This is a genomic window from Megasphaera sueciensis (genome assembly GCF_050219315.1).
Taxonomy (GTDB): Bacteria; Bacillota; Negativicutes; order Veillonellales; family Megasphaeraceae; genus Megasphaera_A; species Megasphaera_A sueciensis.
Genome location: NZ_CP116939.1, coordinates 2,829,751 through 2,846,421 on the forward strand (window position 1 = coordinate 2,829,751; position 16,671 = coordinate 2,846,421).

Genomic DNA, 16,671 nt, shown 5'->3' on the forward strand with positions numbered 1-16,671 from the left:
ATGACATTTTAATCGGTATGAATATTGCAAGAGGAAATGTCCTTTATAATGTGGCAGCAGTAATGCAATGCAAGTGTAGCCTTCTCTTGTGAAACATGGTAAGATTATGATAAAAAAGTCTTCCGCTTTTTGTGCGGAGGACTTTTTGGGTAAGTGCTACTCTTGTGGCAGTGGTGGTGGTGTTTTGTGGTGATGCTGATGTTGGTACGGCGGTGGGGGTATGGGTGCTGGAGCTTCCTCGGCAAAACTGGAAAATAAACCCATTGTAAATACTGTAGTGACCCCATAAAGTTAGACCTAACCGTAGTAGCATTTATTGCTGCTACGGTTTTTATTATGCTGCGACATGACGTAACCGATAGTTTACCGGACTTAACCAGCCAAGCTTTGATTTGATTCTACGGTTGTTATAATAGATGATGTATTTCTCAATTGCTTTTTGTAACTCTTCGAAGCTGTGATATGTACGGCCATAATATAGTTCCTGTTTTAAGAGTCCAAAGAAATTTTCCATCACGCTATTGTCAAGGCAGGTTCCCTTTCGGGACATGCTCTGATAAATCCGTTCTTCTTTTAAGCGACTAACATATCCTCCCATTTGATAGGCCCAACCCTGGTCGGAGTGAAAGGTCCGGCGATAAGGACAGTCGCCGGTTACCTCAATGGCCCGTTCCAAGGCAGACATGATTCCCTGTGATGACGGGCGTTTCGTAAAGCTGAAGCTGATAATCTCACGATTGAATAGATCCAGGAATGGATCAAGGTACGCCTTACGTGTAATGATGGTTCCTTTTGTGTCGATCTCATAATATTTAAATTCTGTCGTATCCGTGGTGATTTTCTGATGTGGGATACAGGTGTCGAATCGTCGGCGCAGACGGTTAGGCGCGACGCGGCCCACGGTTCCTTTGTAGGAATTATACTTACGGTTTTTGTGTATAAATGACGTAACCTGCAGCCCCAGCTTCTGAATCAGTCGTTGTACACGTTTTCGATTGATGAGAAGGCCCTCTTCATGCAGTTTCCCCCAGATACGACGATAACCAAAGTCCTTATCACTTTTACGGATGGCTATAATCTTTGCTTCTATATCTGCATCTGGAGAAGGCAGATCGAAGCGCTTCTGCCAGTACATATACGTTGCCTTGGGAAGCTTGGCAACGGCAAGGATATCTTTTAGTTTGAATGATCCTCGGAGACTGTGGATGATCCTTGCTTGTTTTTCTGCGCCTCTTCCGCTAAACGCAGTCTCCTCACTTCTTTTAAATATGCTACCTCAATTCGTAATTTGAGATTTTCTTCCTCGAGTTGTTTAAGTCTCTCCGTCTGCGCTTCTGGTGATGCTGGGTGGATAGTTGATTTATCTGACACCTTCGATCTCCTGCCTTTCCGTTGCGGTTTGAGGCCATCTACACCAACCGCACGATAACGCTGAACCCAAGAGGTTAGCATACTTGGCGTATGTATACCTAGCGAAAGAGCTAACTCGTTGTAAGATGACTCTGTACTTAGATATAACTCTACCGCATGTTGCTTAAATTGAAAAGAGTATGTTTTCTTCTGGCGTGACCGTTGAAGAGCTTGTGAACCGTTTTCACGATACACGGCAACCCATTCTCTGAGAACTTTGTTGCTAGGAATATGATACTTCTTTGATAATAGCATATAGCCTAATTTTCCTTGCAAATACTCGTTGACAACTTTCATCTTAAATTCAAAACTATATTTTGCCATAAAAAGCTGACCCCCATAAGCTAGATTTCTAGGTCTAACTTATGGGGGTCAGTACATACTGTGGTTAACAGCAGTGTTATTTTTTTTATGAACGCACGATTCATTAACATCCTCTCCTCTTTAACGAATTTATGTTATGTATTGTGTCCTACGACGGCACCTATAATGGCACCTGCAACGAAGGCAGCGACAGCATTGTTGCTGCTATTGTCATGATAATAATGATGATGAATTGGCGGGGGCCCCGGATGATGCCATGGCCCGGCAGCGCTTACTAACGTGGTCCCCAGCATGCTGACGGTAAGCATGCCGGCTAATAGTGTTACTTTTAGCTTTTTTGAAGTAGATAACATGATGCTCACTTCCTTTTTACATAACTTGTTTGATAGATGTAGTATACTAGGTGTTTTTTGGAGAAGCAAGGAAATACACAGAACCGATACGATAGTGTTAAAAGGCTGTGATAAAGTACGCTTTATTGTTATAAAATTGTAACAATAAGTGGAAATAAAGAAAAATATCAGTACTCAAATTGAAAATTTATAAAAATAAACTAACTAGGCTGGTTTCATTGTAACCACAGGAAGCAATAAAGAACACGGCAATCCTAATTAAATATTGGATGCGGGCTGGGGTGGCACACTGTTTTTTTACAAAAAAAGGTTTTGATGTATATAGAATAATGTATCGGCAGAAAGTATTTATCAGACGGCAGCGTCAGCAAGGGACGAAAAATCTCCGATTCATGTACAAAAGAAAGATATGTTGGAACTGCCGCCTGACGATAATTCATTTGGTTGTGTTTTTGCGTATCATGTCATTTATCACGGTGATATTCTTGGAGTACAAAAAATTATAAATGAATTAGGTGGATGTTAAAACTCAAAGGGGAAATATGTGGTATAATGATAAAGTAATAAATATGAGCTAGGTAATTATAAATATTTCATAGACGTTGTGTGACTCTTATCATGAGGGGGAATAGTATATGACATCTTATTTAGAGAAGTATTTAAAAATTCGAGTGATCAGCAATAGAGCGCTGCACGAAGGAATTTGTAAAGCACACGATTCTAAAACGAACTATATTATATTATCCGAGCAAGCAAAGAAAAAAGCAACATGTAGAGAATGTAGATATAATCTGGAAGATATTAGTGTTATCAGTGTCAGTGATTGTAAATAACGAAAAGCACTCAGCAATGGGTGCTTTTTTGCTGTGTGAAAAAGCAATTAATAATTGTGATTTCCTATTGCTTTACGTAGCATACGGAAGAGGAAAAAAACGCAGCGGATATATGCTATGTATACCGTTATTAATACGATTGTCAAAATACATGAGTATATCCATATAGCGATACACCGCTTGGATTTTAGTTTTGTTTTTTCATAGAAAGAACTTTTCGTATGATGTAAGAATATATTATATTACACGAAAAGGGTTTGATTAAATGGGGGAACTCCTTTCATATACGTTGCCATCAAATATAATTTCTGATTTTCCCAGCAAACGGGTTATATCAAGGGAAACTTATGAAAGCATATATTTATTGGAAATATCATTATTTCCTAATAAATAATTTTTTGTTACTCAAAAGTTCCGAGTCGAAATTTTTATAGCCGCCGGATTGGAAGTACGATTGTTTTCTGTTTCATAGTTTCTTATAGAAGAATCACGGAGATCTATCCATGCGCCTACTGCTTTTTGTTTGAGATTCATGGATATACGTAATTTTCTTAATCTTTCTCTGAATGTAGGCATATGAATACCTTGCTTATATTTTCTATTAAACAGGGCTGGTTGCCCATCAATAAAACAGGACAATATGTGAAACATAATAAAATCATACAGTAAAAAAAATTTCCGAGCATCCTTTTGAAGGAGTATTAAAAAATGAAATGGGCAGAGGTGAAAAATTTACGTATAAGAGGGACACTAAATAGAACCAATATAGATAGTGAAAACAAACAATTTTCTCGGTACGTATAGTAGGCCTGAAAAATACTTGCTTGGGATACTGGTGAATAGCCGAAGTCCTATACGAATATGAGAGCGCGCCAAATTCTGTGTAAACTCCATATAGTGGTGCAAAATAATAAGAACGTACGAGTCAGCGGTTATATCGTTGGCTCGTTTTCAATATAACAACAAGGGCATGCCCCTGTCAATCAATTCGGCATCCGATCTGCAAAATACACCGCGAGTTGTGCATGAATCTTGCTCCAATCAGGCCGTCGGCCTGTCCATTTTTTAGTAATATCCATCATGGCTAAATACAGCCTTTTGAGCAAACTGTCATCTGTTGGGAATACAGACTTTGCTTTTGTTACTTTTCGCAGCTGCCGGTTAAATCCTTCGATGGCATTGGTAGTATAAATCAGTCGGCGTAATTCTTCTGGATACTTAAAATAAGGACTTAAATTTGCCCAGTTTGACCTCCAAGATAACGTAATGGATGGATATTTAGCATCCCAAGTTTCGGAAAAATGCTCCAGCGCTTCTAACGCTGCCGGTTCATCCACTGCGGCATAAATGGCTTTTAAATCGTGCATCAACGCTTTGATGTCTTTGTACGATACATATTTTGTCGAATTCCGAATTTGATGGATAATACAATTCTGGATTTCTGTTTGTGGATAAACGGCTTCGATGGCTTGGGAAAATCCCGTCAGGTTGTCGGTACACGCAATCAAAATATCGTCTACCCCACGATGTTTGATGCCATTGAGAATGGTCGCCCAGAATTTGGCACTCTCATTTTCACCCACCCACATGCCAAGTACCTCTTTTCGGCCTTCTAGATTGATGCCAATGGCAATATACACTGCTTTCTTGATGATTTGTCCTTCACTGCGGACAGGGTAATGAATCGCATCCAAAAATACAACGGCATACAGCGGTTCCAATGGCCGTTGTTGCCATTCTTTGGCAACGGGAAGTATTTTATCCGTAATACGGCTGATGGTGGTATCCGATACCTCTAATCCATAAATATTCTGAATAGGTGTTTCCATATCACGAGTCGTCATGCCCTTAGCATACATCGATATAATCTTTTCTTCTACGTCGTGGCTGATACTGGTTTGATTCTTTTTCAGGATCACCGGATCAAAATCTCCGTTGCGGTCTCGAGGAACCGCAATGTCCACATTCCCGAAACTGGTACGCAGTGTCTTAGGACTATGCCCATTGCGACTGTTGCTTGTATCCTTGTTCTTGTAGTCATATTTGCTGTACCCTAATTCATCATCCAGTTCAGCATCCAATCCGTTTTCCATAAATTCAGCAATCGTATCTTTGAATAAATTTTGGATATCATCCATGCTGGTGATGTTGCTCATTTGCAACAATTCACGAATTTTGGCACGACGTTCCCTTTCTTCTAGACTGCGTTTTCTTTTTACCATAATAAAAACCTCCGTATGATGTAATTTTATTTTACACCACACGAAGGTTTACACAAAATTTGGGATTGTCCCTTTACATCTTGTGATATTGTCAATATCTCTTTACACTTTTTTCTCGAGGATATTGGATCTACGCTGCATCCTTCAATGAGCGGTAATACTGTTGTCTCTTAATCATTGGAGGTAATCCTCCATTGGTGGAGCAGATTCTTCGGTTATTCCAGTAACTAATGAAATATCTCCATATAATTGTTTTCATATGTTCAACAGTTGTTTTTGAAGCATTATATCGATTATAGATTAATTCTTCCTTTAATCTTGCCCACATGCTTTCGCAACGGGCATTATCATGGCATCTGCCACCTGCACTGTTCATACTTTGTACTATTCCGTATTGCTTAATTGCATTACGGTACAGCTCACTGGTATACTGTGTTCCCCTATCACTATGCAGGATACAGCCCCGAATTTCTGGATATGCTTTATATGTATTAATTATTGTTTGTTCACATAACGTGGCTTTCATATTTGTATCCATTGCTAATCCCAGTACTGCAGAATCGAAGCAGTCAAAAACTGCGGATACATACAGTTTTCCATCCAGACACTTTATTTCAGTCATATCTGTTACGCACTTGCTTAACGGTTTATCAGAATAGAAATCACGTTTAATTAAGTCATCAGATTTTCTGGCTTCTTTATCAGCTTTTGTGATTCCATTAGGTTTTCTTTTTGGTCTATGGCTAATACCGATTTCTTCCATAACACGGTATACAGTCCGTTCACTCGGAATCTCAATACCAGCAGGTTTTTTTAGCTCTAACGCTTGATGCATTCTGATTCGTCCGTAAGTATCATTGCATTCATCTTCAGCACAGATATCTAACATAGCATCTGCAAGAGACTGATATTTCCAAGGCTTATCTTTATATTTAAGATAATTGTGAAATCCCTGTCTGGTTACGCATAGGCTTTTACAATAGAATGAAATTTTACCTTTAATAGTGCCGTCTTCAGTTTTTATTGCAATAAATATCAATCTCTGTTTTTTGTTGACTTCCGACGGCTGGCGGCGAAAAAAGCGCTTGCTTCCTCAAGAAATTCATTCACTTCTTTAAGATGGCGATTCTCTTTGTCCAGTTCTTTAACACGCTTTTTAAGTTCAATAAGTTCCTCGTTAAGAGATAAGGCATTGGAAGGAGTATGAACAGCGTCTTTTGCCTCCAACCTACCTCCTTTGAAGGCTTTAACCCATGTATAGATAGTACTATCAGGAAGCCCCAGTTCCGTTGCGGCTTTGTGTCCACCAATCTCCTGAGCTAATTTTACAGCCTGTGATTTAAATTCTTGGTCATAAGTTTTTATAATTCGTTTTGCCATCTTATTTCTCCTATTCTCTATCAATTATATATCACAATCCTTGAGAATAGGGTGCCAATTTTTATTGTACAACATCATAGTATAACTTCCCGAACCAATACGAGCGATTACGAAAATAGCACGCAAACAATGGAAACGCCATATCCCTAACGGTACATACAGGAATGGAGGTCGGTTACTCAACTAATGGATGACCTCCTGCTCGATTTCATAAAGTTGTTATTTTTTCGCGGTTAAAACAACACTGCTTAAAATTAATGCCGTCCCTATTAAAAATGATATTCCAATTTTTTCTCCCAAGAATAACCATCCGCCTAATGTACCACATAGTGGTTGAAAGAAAAAATAAATTCCAGCAGTGGATGCGTCTACTTTTTGCAGTCCTTTATTCCAAAAGTAAAAAGCGATAGCTGTTGCAAAAACTCCGATATATAGAATACAGGCTGCAATAGATGGATTCAGCATAGATACTAGCATAGTACCCGTTATTTTCGGTAATTCTATGGGCGTAATTACTAAAAATGCTACTATCATGGTATACGTCGTTATTACAAGCATGGAATAACCATCCGGCACTTTTTTTATTAATACAGAGACAAGTGCCCATGTAATGGCGGCAATAAGAAGCAGAATCGCTCCTGAACGAAGCTGCCCATTTATTTGTCCCATACCGATAATCAGCAGGACACCCAATGTAGCTAACGTTACTGCCATTCCCTTACGTAAGGTAATCTGTTCATGTAATATGATCTTGGCAAAAATCACCATAAAAGCAGGGGAAGCTGCCGTAATGACAGAACCGAATTGGGCCGATGATAATTGTGTTCCTGCAAACTGAGCCCATATCGATATCACATAACCACATAGGCTGATCAGTATAATAAGTGACCAATACTTTTTCTGGATATGCCAGGATACATGCATTAGTTTGCCAATAATAAGGAGTACGAGGATCGCAATGATATAGCGTATCCATACTAACTCCATAGGTTGAATGACTTCCATGACGATTTTGCTGACTACATATATGCCGCCCCATAAAGACGCAGCAGTAATCAAATATAGATGTCCCATATATTTACTCACGATACCACCGCCCTATACTTCAATGCGGTACTGTGAAAAGCAAAATTCATCATTAAAAACACAGCTAACGTTACTCCGAAGAACATTTTATTCGTAGTCATTGTAATCCTCCTATTTTGCATTTAAGCAAGAGGATGCCAGTGATTCAAACCAAGCATAAACAAAGCAATCCTCTACACTTAAATGGAGTGTACTTGAAATTTGACGATGTTCATACATGGAGGAGGTAATCTTTTAACTATAAGTGCAAGGATAGCATCTTTTTCCATGATGATAATCCCTCCTTTCTTTAGATTTACAACATTATATGTAGTATATCACGAAAATATAAGAAAATCCTATAGTAATAACATTTTCTATTAATCAATACTGTAGGTTTACCATAGATATGTTACAAAAACAGAAAAAAGAGAACCCCGTTTTGTGTTATGCTTAAGTTGTCATACCAAACCGCAACAGAAAGGGCGCTCTCTCATAAACAGCACAATAACATAGATAGGCTACAATAAACTGGACAATTTTTTTAAGGAACTGTGTAGTGGTATAGTGAAGTTGTAACACCTCCGTCTGATAGATTACAATGAATCTATCAGAGAAAGAGGGATAAACATGAAGCAATATGGTGAAGAATTTAAGAAGAAAATAATTCGCCTTTATTTAGAAGAAGGACAGCGATTAAGAGGGCTAGCCGATGAATATGGTGTATCAAAAAGCCGCTATATCAAAATGGACTAAGCTATATCGCGAAGAATGCCAAACAACAGCAAGCAGCCAATCAGAATATGATTATATGAAAGAAAACCTGAAACTAACGAAGCAGCTAGAAGAAATGGAAAAGGAAAATCGTTTCCTAAAAAAAGCGGCGGCATTCTTTGCAAAAGAAATCGAATAAAAATGTATAGCAACAATAGTATCGATTGCACATCATGTTATCCCGGAGGAAGAGAGTCCGCAGCGGGCATTTGATGTGCATAATTTAATTTACGTGAGTGCCCGAACCCATGCGGCCTATAATAAGTCGGTGCAGGATAAAGTCAAGATGCAGAAAGTATTGTTTGCCATAGCAGGGGGAGTGCAAAAAAAGTTTTTGAGTTCGAAAGCCAGACCGCGTATGGCCTATTATTTTGAAAAAATACCAGAAATTCAAAATCAAAATTTATAAGATCATTTTTTTGTATAACCTCAAAAATCGCGTTTAGAAAATATATCGAACGTGATTTTTTTGATTGCAGGATGATTGTATGTTAATAATATTTATTTTAGGAAGCAAAGAAGTTTTTGATTTAAATTGAGAGTAAATCCTATTAGGGAGCATTATCATAGATATATTCATCGTTAATAAATTAATTGTTGGAGCTATAAAGATGTATGTTCATAATGGTGCAACATTAATTGAAATTGTAGTAATGGACTTTCCTGTATATGCAAAAAGGTTATTCCCAATAGACCATATAAAAGCGGTCCCGGAGAAATTAATACGGTATCTCATTTGGTGGTAAAGTGATTTGTTTTAGCGACATCATTGTAGAAAATGGCGATGGTATTATTGTTATCAATAAAAACATAAAACATTTATGAGATGCAACATAGTTTAAAATATGGAAATATTAAATAATTTTATTATAAGTAAAAGTTGTATTTATTATTTCGTGGAATGCTACTCTGAAGGTTCAAATTCATGAATATAAGCTGCATAGGAATGTTTTTTTGTACCATAGGGAGAACAATTATCCAGCATTGTTTGAATGTAGTCCTCGCGTTTTCTGATGTATTGCAAGATTTTATGCTTAAATAAGATAATTTGCCGGCGTTTAGTTTGCTCCGTGAGGCGGCTGGTTATCATGTATAAGTTACGTGAGGGTGTATCGAGTGCTAATTTAGATATATAACAGTTATGATTATATTGTAAATGTTGACAAATGCTGTACGGTGCGAAAAACCAACTTTTTTCGTCAAGGAGATCTAAGGCGACTTTTATCATGTCAATAGAGAATTTAGGAGTTCCACTGGGAGGAAAAAAACGATTATGCCAATGACGATAATCAGGGCCCCAGTTAATATAAATTTGGTTATTGGTATCAAGGTCAATAGGCATGAGGGTGGCTTTGTCCTTAATTTGATTCTTGCTTACGATCATTAATTTTTCCGTATGAACTTTTTTGACATTAATTCCGAGGATAACCTGTTCGGCTAAAGGAAATCCTATATCAATCATATTTAGCCTGACCTGTTCATATATTTCAGGTGTATGCATGGTTTTAATCGTAAGGTGCCAGTCAAGAACGTCTTTTTTTAATTGAGTATAGAATTCAGGAAATAGATAATTATTAGCGCTGTTAACTAAGCCTATCGTTAATTCCATAGCTTGGGGACGTGATTGAAAAGCGTCGATTTCGTGACTTAGGTTTAACCAGGTTTGCGCTAACGGAAGAAAGTTTTTTCCGGCCAATGTAAGTTCTGTCTGTTTAGAACCTTTATGTCTCACTAAAAGAGACACGCCCATTTTTGTTTCTAATTGTTTGATCCGGTGACTGACCGTTGCTTGTGAGACATAGAGAAGAGCCGCACTTTTTGTAATATTGTTCGAATTTGCTACAGTTATAAAGGTTTCAATTAGTTCAGTATTCATAAAATCACCTTCTATCTGTTTATATAATAACGTATTCTATGCAATACTGTAAATATTAATATAATTAATATTTACAGTAAAATTAATTTGTTTTTATTTTAATTTGTAGAATGATATGATACTAATCGAAGATACGTATCTGATAAAGTTATATATATTAGGAGGGAAAAACATGGAAATAATGGATTGCACGCTTCGTGATGGAGCAAATATTGTAGGGGCAGGTTTTTCTAAAGAACTAACAACATTGATGCTTGAGGGCCTGATTCAAAGTAATATTTCTATTATTGAAATGGGACATTGTACTGGATTGGGTAGCATGAAAGCAGGTGGTAAAAAGTCTCCGGTAACAGATGAAGAATATTTAGAAGTGATACAACCTTTTGTCGATAAAGCAAGTATTGGTATGTTTCAAGCAGCGGCCAATGCAGATAAAGAATTGATCATGCTGGCCGCATCTAAAAAACTTAGTTTTTTACGTATTGGCGCTAATGCGGGCGATGGGAAAAATGCGGAACGCGCAGTCAAACTAGTACGTGAAGCCGGATTGGAAGCAAAGTACAGCATAATGAAGGCGTATGTATGTACACCGGAAGAACTTGCAGCAGAAGCGGCTATGTTGGAATCATTTGGGGTACAAGCGGTAACGATAATGGATTCTGCCGGATATATGTTTCCAGCACAGGCCGCAGAATATACGAAAAAACTTAAAGAAGCAGTGACGATACCGGTAGGATTTCATGGTCATAGCAATTTAGGACTGGCAATGGCAAATGCGCTTGCAGCAGAAGGCAGCGGGGCTGATTTTATTGATTGTGGACTTATGGGAATGGCCCGCAGTGCAGGAAATATTACGACAGAAGGTGCGATTGCCATGTTCCGCCGGGAAGGAAAAGTACAAGAATATGATTTGTATACCTTGTTACATTTTATTGATCAGGAATTGATGCCTGCTATGGAAAAGGAAGGATATCATAATCCTATTTCACCGATTGATTTGATTCTGGGATATTCCGGCTGCCATTCTAGCTTTTTACCAAATTTTAAAAAAGTTGCGATGGAAAAAGATGTTGATTTATATAAACTAATCGTAGAAGTGTCGGCTAAGAATCAAAAAAATCCATCAAAAGATTTGATGGAAGAAATTGCAAATACGTTGGGATAAGGAGGATATATAATGATTGCAAAGTCTTTGAATATGAAAAAGACAAAAGTTCGCTGGCTCGTTTTAGCGTTAATATTTTTAATTTACATGGTTGCAGGTGCAGATCGTTCTAATATTGGGATGGTTGTGCCATATTTGAAAGAATCTTTTAATCTAACCAATACAGATATAGGCGCTATGGCTAGTTTTTTTTATATTACTTATGCGGTGGTACAAATCCCGTCAGGACATTTATATGGAAAATATGGTGTTAAAAAACTATTTTCTTTGGCAGTTGTTCTTACTTCTGCAGCTACGTTAATTATGGGATTGGCAAATTCGGGAACGCATTTAAAAGCGGCAAGAGCCTTGCTTGGTTTTTCTGAAGGCCCAATCAATATTGGATGTCTTTCTACTATTAATAAATGGTTTCCGCAACAAGAGAAAGGTATTGCTACCGGCGTGTTTATGGCGTCTATCAAATTTTCTCCGGCATTTGTGCCACCCCTTTGTGCTTGGATTATCATGACATATGGTTGGCGTGAAGTATTTTATGTATTTGCGGTTCCGGGTATTTTTTTAGCGGTGCTATGGTATGTTTTTGTTAGTAATAGTCCAGAAAATAGTAAATTTATTAATGCAGCAGAGATTGACTATATTAATACTTCCGCAGTTTCTGTTAAGAAAGAAACAAAAAGTAACAGTATACAACCTGCTAAACAAAATCATGCGCTTGATGCGCTGATTCGTACTCGCGTTATTAATCCACTGGCCACTAATAAAGACGTTCTTAGGTCATGGAATATATGGGCAGATGCACTTGGGTATTTTTTCCTGGTAGGGATTACCTATACTATTATGACTTGGATTCCTACATATCTTGTTCATGTAAAGCATTTTTCTATTATTAAAGTAGGTCTTGTAGCGTCGGCGCCATGGGTCGGAGCTGTTATTGGCAATTTACTTGGCGGTATTATTTCAGATAAACTGTTTCAAAGCCGCCGTAAACCAACAATGCTTATTACGGCAGCCAGTACGGTATTTCTTATGATCTCCTTATTATATGCACCGGCTGATCCTACTGCGCTGGGGTTGCTATTGCTTGTAGCGGGTATATTTTTGAATTTAGGGTATTCGATGTTTTTAGCTTATCCAATGGGTATTACTACAAAAGAAAAATGTCCATTTGCAGCTTCAATAGTAAATACAGCAGGTTCTTTAGGAGGAGCTTTTGCGCCTTTTGTAGTTGGCGTTATATTGGATACCTTTAGCTGGAATTCGGTATTTGTATTCTTAGCAATAATTTCTTTGATTACATTTGTATTGTTAATTACTATGATTGAACCGATTCAGAAACAAGTTAAGTTCGAAGATGAAAACTAGGAGGCTATAGTTCATGAAGACTTATATTTTTGACCCAATTTCTAAAGATGCCTTGGCCTATGCCAAGAAACGATTGGAAGTTGTAACCTGGAATGACCCGGAAATTAAAAATTTTGCGGAGGCAGAAGCTGTAATTGTTCGTACGTATAAAATGACTCCAGAAATTATAGATCATATGCCAAAGTTGAAAATTATTGCTAAACATGGTGTTGGTGTAGATAATATTGATATTTCCTATGCAAAATCGAAAGGTATTGTTGTAACCAATACACCGACAGCAAATTCAAACTCTGTTGCTGAACTTATTATTGGCCTTATTCTTGATTGTGCACGCAAGATTACAGCCAGCCATTTAGCTTGTATAAAAGGATTGGAAAAAAATCAGCCAATGTTTCTCAGCGGTCATGAAATTTCCGGTAAAAGGATAGGACTTATTGGCATTGGACATATAGGTGCTATTGTAGGTAAACGGTTACAGGCAGGATTTGATATGGAAGTATTAGCATATGATCCTTTTTTAGGCCGGGAAAAAACAGAAGAAATGGGGTTTAACTACACCGAAAATCTTGAAGATATTTATAAAACGTGTGATGTTATTTCGATTTCCGTTCCTTTAAATGATCAAACTCGGAATATGGTAAATACGAGAGAATTTAGTATGTTTAAACCAAATGCGGTTCTTATTAACGCTTCTCGTGGAGGGATTGTAAATGAAGAAGCGTTAGCAACGGCACTAGATAATAAACAAATTTTTGGAGCAGCGATTGATGCATTTGTTGAAGAACCCGTACCGAAAGATCATGCATTGTTTTTATCTTTTAACTTTGTAGGTACGCCGCATAACGGAGCCAATACCAGCGATGCCCTTATCCGTATGGGAACGGGGGCTGTAGATGAAATTGTTAGATTTAAAAACAAAGAATCGACATGGACTAATTTAGGAAATAAACTACAGTAAAAATTTATCAAATTGCTTTAAACATAGGCTATTCAGGGAGAAATAATATCAGAAAAATTTATTTTCAATTAGTTTCATTTTTTTTAATACTATCCTGCTTGATGAGAAGATGATTATTATTTTCTCATCAAGTTTTTTTGTTGTATTGAAAAGTATATTTGATTTTCCTCTTATCTACAGTGCTTTCAGAAGTTAGTTTTTTGCAGATTATATCAAAAGAATATAGGGACTATTGCCGGTTTCCGATGAAAGCGAACATCCAGTTTTAGACCGCGTATTACAGCAAAAAATTAGACATACAAGAAGTCGCAATATTTATTAGTAGTAAATACTATGTTAATACTCCCCGTATCGTCATGATACGGGGAGAGATTACTGTCAAAAATTGTTAAATTTCACTTCGTTTTTGTTCTTTTGGAATAAAACCTATGTTATACATAGCAAATTATAAAAAATATTGTTTTTCTATAGAAGTATTTCTCCATTATGTTATAATAAATAAAAATTAACCATTTTGTGATAGAGCTCATAATAAACTTTAATATCTTGTTATAGAATATAAATATAAGGATGTACTGTTAAGTGATTTGAATTTGAAAGAGAGGGAATGCAATATGTCTAGACGAATTGGTGTTATTGTAGGAAGTTTGCGTAAAAAAGCTTATAGTCTTCTTCTAGCTAAACAAGTTATCGCATTATTACCACAAGGGTATGAAGGATTTTTAGTTGATATAAGTCATTTGCCGCTATATAACGAAGAATTTGATGAAACAGTTCCACCTGAAGAATACGTATCTTTCCGAAACGAAATTGAAACATATGATGCTTTTTTATTTGTTACTCCAGAATATAATCGTTCTATTCCAGCAGCCATAAAAAATGCATTGGATGTGGCATCTCGCCCTACAGGACAAAATAAATGGGCACAAAAACCAGGAGCGGTTATGTCAGTGTCGCCGGGGGCATATGGTGGATTTGGAGCAAACCATCACTTAAGGCAATCTCTTATGTTTCTAGATGTACCCCTTTTACAGCAACCGGAAGTTTATTTAGGCAAGGTAAATACACTGTTAAAGGATGATGGCACCTTTATAGAAGGTACTGTGGAATTTTTACAGCAATATGTGGATGCGTTTATTAAACATATAAATAGATATTGATGCAAATATTGTTAGGCCCTGCTGAAAAGTGGGGCTTTGTTTTTCCTCCACTTTATAAAACACTCTGGTGTAAAAACATATTAAAGTTCTTAGAACAAGGTGTAGATATTCTAAGTGTGCAAGATTTACAAGGATTATTACCGGTTGTCGATGAAACAGAACGTCCGGTTTTAGATCGAGTATTACAACAAAAGATTAGACACGCAAGAAGTCATGGCATTTATCCGTAGTAAATATTATATAGAAAATAGGTCCTACTTAAAAAATAGGGCCTCTTTTTTGCATGACCAAAATATACCTAAAAGCAAAATTTTGTTGATTGCGGTAGAAAATGCGGTAGAAAGATTGAAATATTACTTAAAAACAAAAATAACCATACCGGGAAAACGGCATGGTTATCATTTTTTTTATGGTGGACCACCAGGGGCTCGAACCCTGGACACCCTGATTAAGAGTTCTCTAAGGGGTGTTGTTGCAGAATGTATAAGACTGTGTAGATAGCATGGTTGTCACATTCTTGCTATCAAGCCACTATATCACTGATGCGCATTTTTTACCAAAGGTGTAGATAACGGTGTAGATGAATTATCGCTTTTTGACCTCACAAGATTATCCATTGCATCCGCTGTTATGGATGCCATTTTGTCAGTGACATGTTGGTATAAATTTTGTGTTATTGTTGTTGAAGAGTGCCGCAATTGTCGACTTACGTATTTGATATTAATATCAGATTCAAGTAATAAAGTAGCAGCAGTGTGACGTAGGTCATGAGCCCGGATAATAGGTAATGGATCATTTGGATGTGAAATATTATATTCCTCAATTACTTTATGTACAACATAGTAAATGTAGTGGTTGTCATATGGATCGCCAACATCATTGGACAAGATAAAATTATCGTCATGATATACTGGTCCTAATTTTAGATGAAAAGTATCATATTGTAATTTACGTTTATTAAGCAGATCACCTACATATTCTGGCAGTCGTATTGTGGCTTCAGAAGCTTTTGTTTTAACCTTATCGAGAACATACCATGTATTGCCGGATTTATGACAGTATTCATACGCATTTTCATTTATGCCTTCCATATCATGGCGGCACAGGTTATGCTGAATATAAAGTTTCCCTGTTTCTTTTTCGTAATCCTGCCAACGCAGCCCGCATGACTCAGAACTTCGAAGACCACATAACATACCAAGGGAAATGATTAGATTATATCGCACATCCATTTGTTCAGACTGTCTTAGAAGTGCAAGTGCCTGATCATGGTCGTATGCTTTAGCGGGGGATTCTGTCATAGCGGGAATGTCGGCTACTGTCGCAGGATTTTTAGTTAATGTTCCCCATTTTACAGCTTTATTCAAGGCTGCTCTAAGCATTCGATGAATCATACGTACGGTTGAAGCAGAAAGGCCGTCAGTCATCATTTTTCGATACATCTTTGATATTTGTAAAGGTGATAATCGATCAAGTCGAGTACTGCCCAGATAAGCATTTACTTTATTAGAACAATATTTATAATTTTCATAGGTTCCTAATGATCTTGCGGGAGGTTTTATAGATGTATCCAGCCAATCGGTAAGATATTCTTTCAAAACTGGGATATCTTTAGATGCCTGAAGCAGAACACCATCGTCACGATCAGTAAGAAGATGGCGTTCCATTTTTTCTGCTTCACGGTGTCCACCGTCTACTTTATACCACTTACGTTTCTTTTTACCCGAAAAATCTCGATATACGATAACGACATAATAATGTCCATATTTTTGTGTAATCATAAAAAATC

The 16,671-nt window shown here is 37.2% G+C and carries 16 protein-coding genes and 1 pseudogene; 8 read left to right on the forward strand and 9 right to left on the reverse strand.

Going from position 1 to position 16,671, the window contains the following annotated elements:
• Positions 1-334: 334 nt before the first annotated feature.
• A protein-coding gene (locus tag NXG62_RS13600) for an IS3 family transposase (protein ID WP_427111916.1) occupies positions 335-1,734 on the reverse strand; the annotation gives its coding sequence in 2 pieces (ribosomal slippage) (positions 335-1,240 and positions 1,243-1,734; 1,398 coding nt in all).
• Positions 1,735-1,868: 134 nt separating this feature from the next.
• Positions 1,869-2,087: a hypothetical protein gene (locus NXG62_RS13605; protein WP_427112948.1), complete on the reverse strand. Its 219-nt coding sequence runs from the start codon at positions 2,085-2,087 to the stop codon at positions 1,869-1,871.
• Positions 2,088-2,433: 346 nt separating this feature from the next.
• Here NXG62_RS13605 and NXG62_RS13610 point away from each other — a divergent pair, with 346 nt between their 5' ends.
• The gene (locus tag NXG62_RS13610) at positions 2,434-2,613 is read left to right on the forward strand and encodes a class I SAM-dependent methyltransferase (protein WP_427114289.1); all 180 of its coding nucleotides are present in this window, start codon (positions 2,434-2,436) and stop codon (positions 2,611-2,613) included.
• Between the two features lie 109 nt (positions 2,614-2,722).
• Positions 2,723-2,920, forward strand: a complete 198-nt coding sequence (locus tag NXG62_RS13615) for a hypothetical protein (protein WP_427112949.1) — start codon at positions 2,723-2,725, stop codon at positions 2,918-2,920.
• Positions 2,921-3,325: 405 nt separating this feature from the next.
• On the opposite strand, the gene NXG62_RS13620 is transcribed toward NXG62_RS13615, so the two are convergent.
• The 5 genes from NXG62_RS13620 to NXG62_RS13640 form a co-directional block, all read right to left on the reverse strand.
• Entirely contained in the window at positions 3,326-3,496 is a 171-nt protein-coding gene (locus tag NXG62_RS13620; protein ID WP_427112950.1) for a hypothetical protein, read from the reverse strand.
• A gap of 407 nt (positions 3,497-3,903) precedes the next feature.
• Entirely contained in the window at positions 3,904-5,142 is a 1,239-nt protein-coding gene (locus NXG62_RS13625; protein WP_427112192.1) for an IS256 family transposase, read from the reverse strand.
• 130 nt (positions 5,143-5,272) lie between these two features.
• The gene (locus tag NXG62_RS13630) at positions 5,273-6,181 is read right to left on the reverse strand and encodes an IS3 family transposase (RefSeq protein ID WP_427112048.1); all 909 of its coding nucleotides are present in this window, start codon (positions 6,179-6,181) and stop codon (positions 5,273-5,275) included.
• A complete protein-coding gene (locus NXG62_RS13635; protein WP_427111881.1) occupies positions 6,178-6,522 on the reverse strand; it encodes a transposase in 345 nt (114 codons plus the stop codon). The genes NXG62_RS13630 and NXG62_RS13635 overlap by 4 nt, the downstream gene beginning before the upstream one ends.
• A gap of 219 nt (positions 6,523-6,741) precedes the next feature.
• The gene (locus NXG62_RS13640; protein ID WP_427112951.1) at positions 6,742-7,608 is read right to left on the reverse strand and encodes a DMT family transporter; all 867 of its coding nucleotides are present in this window, start codon (positions 7,606-7,608) and stop codon (positions 6,742-6,744) included.
• A 609-nt stretch (positions 7,609-8,217) separates the two neighbouring features.
• On the opposite strand from NXG62_RS13640, the pseudogene NXG62_RS13645 reads away from it, so the two are divergent.
• A pseudogene (locus tag NXG62_RS13645) lies at positions 8,218-8,508 on the forward strand (transposase); the annotation flags it as partial.
• Between the two features lie 67 nt (positions 8,509-8,575).
• Positions 8,576-8,770, forward strand: coding sequence for a hypothetical protein (locus NXG62_RS13650; RefSeq protein ID WP_427112952.1), 195 nt, complete (start codon positions 8,576-8,578; stop codon positions 8,768-8,770).
• A 495-nt stretch (positions 8,771-9,265) separates the two neighbouring features.
• Here the strand turns inward: NXG62_RS13650 and NXG62_RS13655 are convergent, their stop codons facing one another.
• Entirely contained in the window at positions 9,266-10,237 is a 972-nt protein-coding gene (locus NXG62_RS13655; RefSeq protein WP_427112953.1) for a LysR family transcriptional regulator, read from the reverse strand.
• Positions 10,238-10,409: 172 nt separating this feature from the next.
• On the opposite strand from NXG62_RS13655, the gene NXG62_RS13660 reads away from it, so the two are divergent.
• From NXG62_RS13660 to NXG62_RS13675, 4 genes are all read left to right on the forward strand, one after another.
• Positions 10,410-11,402, forward strand: coding sequence for a hypothetical protein (locus NXG62_RS13660; RefSeq protein ID WP_427112954.1), 993 nt, complete (start codon positions 10,410-10,412; stop codon positions 11,400-11,402).
• 12 nt (positions 11,403-11,414) lie between these two features.
• Positions 11,415-12,764 carry an MFS transporter gene (locus NXG62_RS13665; protein ID WP_427112955.1) on the forward strand — a complete coding sequence of 450 codons (1,350 nt, stop codon included), beginning with the start codon at positions 11,415-11,417 and terminating at the stop codon, positions 12,762-12,764.
• A 13-nt stretch (positions 12,765-12,777) separates the two neighbouring features.
• Complete coding sequence (locus tag NXG62_RS13670; RefSeq protein ID WP_322351629.1) at positions 12,778-13,722, forward strand: NAD(P)-dependent oxidoreductase; 945 nt, start codon at positions 12,778-12,780, stop codon at positions 13,720-13,722.
• 614 nt (positions 13,723-14,336) lie between these two features.
• Positions 14,337-14,882, forward strand: coding sequence for an NADPH-dependent FMN reductase (locus tag NXG62_RS13675; protein ID WP_427112956.1), 546 nt, complete (start codon positions 14,337-14,339; stop codon positions 14,880-14,882).
• Positions 14,883-15,418: 536 nt separating this feature from the next.
• Here NXG62_RS13675 and NXG62_RS13680 read toward each other — a convergent pair.
• Positions 15,419-16,663, reverse strand: coding sequence for a tyrosine-type recombinase/integrase (locus NXG62_RS13680; RefSeq protein WP_427112957.1), 1,245 nt, complete (start codon positions 16,661-16,663; stop codon positions 15,419-15,421).
• Positions 16,664-16,671 lie beyond the last annotated feature (8 nt).

Excerpts from the sequence above, each read along its gene's own strand:
- NXG62_RS13635 (WP_427111881.1), bottom strand. The coding sequence starts at position 6,522 with ATGGCAAAACGAATTATAAAAACTTATGACCAAGAATTTAAATCACAG.
- NXG62_RS13625 (WP_427112192.1), bottom strand. The coding sequence starts at position 5,142 with ATGGTAAAAAGAAAACGCAGTCTAGAAGAAAGGGAACGTCGTGCCAAA.
- NXG62_RS13605 (WP_427112948.1), bottom strand. The coding sequence starts at position 2,087 with ATGTTATCTACTTCAAAAAAGCTAAAAGTAACACTATTAGCCGGCATG.
- NXG62_RS13675 (WP_427112956.1), top strand. The coding sequence starts at position 14,337 with ATGTCTAGACGAATTGGTGTTATTGTAGGAAGTTTGCGTAAAAAAGCT.
- NXG62_RS13665 (WP_427112955.1), top strand. The coding sequence starts at position 11,415 with ATGATTGCAAAGTCTTTGAATATGAAAAAGACAAAAGTTCGCTGGCTC.
- NXG62_RS13680 (WP_427112957.1), bottom strand. The coding sequence starts at position 16,663 with ATGATTACACAAAAATATGGACATTATTATGTCGTTATCGTATATCGA.
- NXG62_RS13615 (WP_427112949.1), top strand. The coding sequence starts at position 2,723 with ATGACATCTTATTTAGAGAAGTATTTAAAAATTCGAGTGATCAGCAAT.
- NXG62_RS13620 (WP_427112950.1), bottom strand. The coding sequence starts at position 3,496 with ATGCCTACATTCAGAGAAAGATTAAGAAAATTACGTATATCCATGAAT.
- NXG62_RS13670 (WP_322351629.1), top strand. The coding sequence starts at position 12,778 with ATGAAGACTTATATTTTTGACCCAATTTCTAAAGATGCCTTGGCCTAT.
- NXG62_RS13655 (WP_427112953.1), bottom strand. The coding sequence starts at position 10,237 with ATGAATACTGAACTAATTGAAACCTTTATAACTGTAGCAAATTCGAAC.
- NXG62_RS13660 (WP_427112954.1), top strand. The coding sequence starts at position 10,410 with ATGGAAATAATGGATTGCACGCTTCGTGATGGAGCAAATATTGTAGGG.